General features: G+C 60.0%; 3 protein-coding genes and 1 pseudogene. 3 read left to right on the forward strand and 1 reads right to left on the reverse strand.

Annotated elements, in window-relative coordinates; genetic code table 11:
- Positions 1-152, reverse strand: a pseudogene (locus ACXWUF_RS19610) (IS1 family transposase); the annotation flags it as partial.
- Between the two features lie 830 nt (positions 153-982).
- Between ACXWUF_RS19610 and ACXWUF_RS19615 the strand changes: the two are divergent.
- From ACXWUF_RS19615 to ACXWUF_RS19625, 3 genes are all read left to right on the forward strand, one after another.
- Complete coding sequence (locus ACXWUF_RS19615) at positions 983-1702, forward strand: cytidylate kinase-like family protein (RefSeq protein ID WP_458496271.1); 720 nt, start codon at positions 983-985, stop codon at positions 1700-1702.
- 112 nt (positions 1703-1814) lie between these two features.
- Positions 1815-2312 carry a hypothetical protein gene (locus ACXWUF_RS19620; RefSeq protein ID WP_458496272.1) on the forward strand — a complete coding sequence of 166 codons (498 nt, stop codon included), beginning with the start codon at positions 1815-1817 and terminating at the stop codon, positions 2310-2312.
- Positions 2313-2399: 87 nt separating this feature from the next.
- Positions 2400-4133 (forward strand): pyruvate, phosphate dikinase (locus ACXWUF_RS19625; RefSeq protein ID WP_458496273.1); only part of this gene is annotated, 1734 nt, incomplete at its 3' end.

Raw genomic sequence — 4133 nt, forward strand, 5'->3', positions numbered from 1 at the left:
CGCTGGTAGGCCCCGGGCAGGGAGTCCCACAGGGCCTGCGCGCCCGCCGCGCTCCGGTCCCCCACGTGGACGCCGACGATCTCGTGGGTTTCCCGGTCCAGGGCCAGCCAGATCCACCGCTTGTTGCCGTGGCTCCCCACGAACGACCAGGCCTCGTCGCATTCATCACGCCGACAACAAGCTTCTTAAACATGACGCTGTACCTTATTGTTCTGGCGGAGAAACTTGGCAGTGGCTTCGCCGTGTCTTGCAGAGCCTCGATGAGATGTGCGGACAAAATTCTAGGGAACTATTACCCATCAAATTGGGAACGGCTTCACACAACCAGCTTATTTTGGTGACTATGGTCACATAGTTGAAAGAATTTCATCGAATATTAATCAATATTAAAACATCTAAAAAATAATAGATGTATTTTCACATTTCTGTGATTTTCTTATTGATGGCACACCGCTGGCTTCGGTCCCGCTGGCTGAGCGGAGCCGAAGCCAGCCCAATTCACTTCCCGAGCGGAATCGAGGAGACCGAACTGGGCGCGTGAGACCCCGGCTATTCATAGGGTGGGCTAGGCGCACGCTTCGAAAGATTCGCGAACTCTTTAAAGATTCGCCGTGCGCCGTAACCCGCCGCCCTAACTTCCCATCGTCACCCCACAAAACCACGTAACCCTGTGAACGCGGAAAAAGCACTCGACGGGCGAATCCGGTCCGTCGATGGCAAAAGCCAATTTCCGCGATGACGCCCTTCGGATTCATGACATTTCATGGATTGCTGCGATAATTGGGGAATCAGCCTTTTCGCAAGGCTGATATAGCGGGCGGAACGATTGGGGAATCGAAAGGCTCAAAAATTCCCGCGTCTGGGCTGAATCGCCATGGAAGCCACCGATTTCCGAACGGCTTTTATCCGGCCAGCCACTCGCCGACCTTTCGTCAGGCTCCCGGAATCCGCGCCGTCTACCCCGCTTGCCAAAGGAAGACCTATGTCATGCACCGACCCCCACAGCTTTCTCCAAGCCTTGCTCGCCAAGGAACAAGCCGAAGACTACGTTCTGCGTAAGCCCCCCAAGGCGCACACGCCCTTGGTGGTCACGTTATCGCGGGATTACGGGGCGGGCGGCGAAACCATCGCCCAAACACTCGCCGAATGCCTGGGGCTGGCGGTTTACGACCATGAAATCGTCGAATTAGCCGCCAAGAAGGCCAAGGTCGAAGCCTTCAAATTCGACGCTCAGGAAGAGGACGACTCACCCGGCATTTCGACCTTCCTCTATAGCGTCCTGACCGGCACCGCCGGAGAGCTGCACACCTATCGGCGCGCCCTCTACGAAGCCCTGCTGGAAATGTCCCATAACGATTGCCTGCTGATGGGGCGCGGGGCGCACCTGATTCTGTCCAACAAGAAAGTGTTCCGGGTCCGGGTGGTCGGCTCCAAGGTGGTGTGCGCCAAGCGGGTGGCGGAGGACACAGGGCTTTCCCTGCTGCAAGCGGAACGGCTGGTGTACGAGGTCAACAACAAGCGGCACAAGCTCATCGACAACCTGTTCCGCGACAACTTCGAGCATTGCTCGCTGGAATTCGCCAAGAACTTCGATCTAGTCATCAACACCGACCACATCGCCGCCGAGCAAGCCGTGCCCATCATCCTGCTCGCCATGCAGCAAGCGGGCTTTGATCTGCGGCAACCCGCCCCGCCCGCCTGAACCCCATGGACTTTTTCCGGTGCTTCCGATGGGTAAAACCCCCATTCAATTCAATCCAACAGGCGAAGACCGGCGGTGTTTTCGGCCATTGGTTCCTTAACGAAAATCACACATGAAAAAGTTAGGCTGGTTGGTGTTGGTTTTGGCGGGGTTTTACGGGGATGGATACCGCCGTTTTTCGGAAGGCAATGTGCGGCAATTCCTGGTCGATTTCAGCATGAACGCCTATCAAGGCAACCACGAAACCGTCTGCGGCCTGTTCGCGGACGACGTGGACGTCAGCATCAATGACCAATCGCCGCAAGGCCGCTGGGAAGTGGAAGGCGGCAAAGAAGAGGCGTGCGGCTATATCAAGCAAACCTCAGCGGCCTTCATGACGTTGCGGGCGCATGTGGACACGTCCTGGGACGATATTGTCATCAAGCGCTCTGGCTTCCCCTGGCTGACGGCGGAAATCACTTACCAGCAAACCACCCACATCACCGCGGGCGACGGGATTCCCATGCCAGCCATGACCGCCGTCAGCGACGACGCCCTGATCCTCAAGCGCACCCTCGGCGGGTTACGCATTGTCAAACTTCAATCCGATAGCGCAACCGCCGTGGACTAAACCCCTCATCACATCACGGCCTCGCGGCCCATCAAGCCAAGCGAGGCCATTCACCCCGACTTCTCAGTCACACACAAGGAGACCTACATGAGTAAAAAATACGTCTATGCCTTCACCGAAGGCGACGGCCACAACAAGAAACTATTGGGCGGCAAAGGCGCCAACCTGTGCGAAATGACCCAGATCGGCCTGAACGTGCCGCCGGGCTTCGTCATCACCACCGACGCCTGCCTGGAATATCTGGACGAAAAAGCCCTGCCGACCGGCATTTTGGAGGAAGTGGGCGGCCACATCCGGCAACTGGAAGAGCAGACCGGCAAGGCTTTCGGCGGCGGCGACAACCCGCTGCTGGTGTCGGTGCGGTCCGGCTCGGCCATGTCCATGCCCGGCATGATGGACACCATCCTCAACCTCGGCCTGAACAAGGAAACCCTGCGCGGATTGATCCAGCAGACCAGCAACGAGCGCTTCGGCTACGACGCCTACCGCCGCTTCATCCAGTTGTTCGGCAAGATCGCGCTGGGCGTCAGCGATGAATTGTTCGACCACCAGTTCGACGAAGTGAAGCGTACGGCGGGCGTGAAAGCCGACATCGGCCTGAGCGCGGCGCACCTCAAGGACATCAGCGAGCGCTTCCTAAAAGTGGTCCACGACGCCACCGGCAAGCCCTTTCCCGAGGACGTGTACGAGCAATTGGAGATTTCCATCAAGGCCGTGTTCGGCTCCTGGATGGGCAAGCGGGCCATCGACTACCGCCGGGAATTCCACATCACCCCGGACATGGCGAACGGCACGGCGGTCAACGTCGTCACCATGGTGTTCGGCAACATGGGCAACGACTGCGCCACGGGCGTGGGCTTCACCCGCAACCCCGGCACCGGCGAAAACGAAATGTACGGCGAATACCTGGTCAACGCCCAGGGCGAGGACGTGGTGGCCGGTATCCGCACGCCGAAGCCGGTGGCGGAAATGGCCAACGAAATGCCCGACCTGTACCGCCAGTTGGTGGACCTCCGCAACAAACTGGAAACCCATTACCAGGAAGTCCAGGACTACGAGTACACCATCGAGAAGGGCGTGCTGTACTGCCTGCAAACCCGCAACGGCAAGATGAACGCCGCCGCCATGGTGCGCACCTCGGTGGAAATGTTCGGCGAGGGGCTGATCTCCAAGGAACGGGCGCTGCTGCGAGTGGACCCGTCCCATCTGGAGCAATTGCTGCATCCCCGCCTCGATCCCAAGCACAAGGAAAAACCCCTGGCGACCGGCCTCCCCGCCTCGCCCGGCGCGGCCAGCGGCAAATGCGTGTTCGACGCCGACCAAGCGGAACTGCTGGGCCGGGCGGGCGAGAAGGTCATCCTGGTCCGCGAGGAAACCAAGCCGGAGGACATCCACGGCTTCTTCGCCTCGCAAGGCATCCTCACCAGCCGGGGCGGCAAGACCTCCCACGCGGCGGTGGTGGCACGCGGCATGGGCAAAGCCTGCGTCGCGGGCGCGGAAGGCATCGCGGTGGACAGCCGGGCGCGGCTGGCGCGGATCGGCGAACTGACCCTCCGCGAGGGCGACATCATCACCATCGACGGCAGCAACGGCAACGTGTTCCTGGGCGAAATCCCCACCATCCCGCCGACGTTCTCCGAAGAGTTGAAAATCCTGCTGGGCTGGGCCGACGAAGTGGCGCGGCTCAAGGTGCTGGCGAACGGCGACACCCCGGACATGGTGACGGTGGCGATGGAATACGGCGCGAAGGGCATCGGCCTGTGCCGCACCGAGCGCATGTTCAACGCCGTCGAGCGCCTGCCGGTGGTGGTGGAAATGATT

This window comes from Methylomagnum sp., assembly GCF_054333355.1.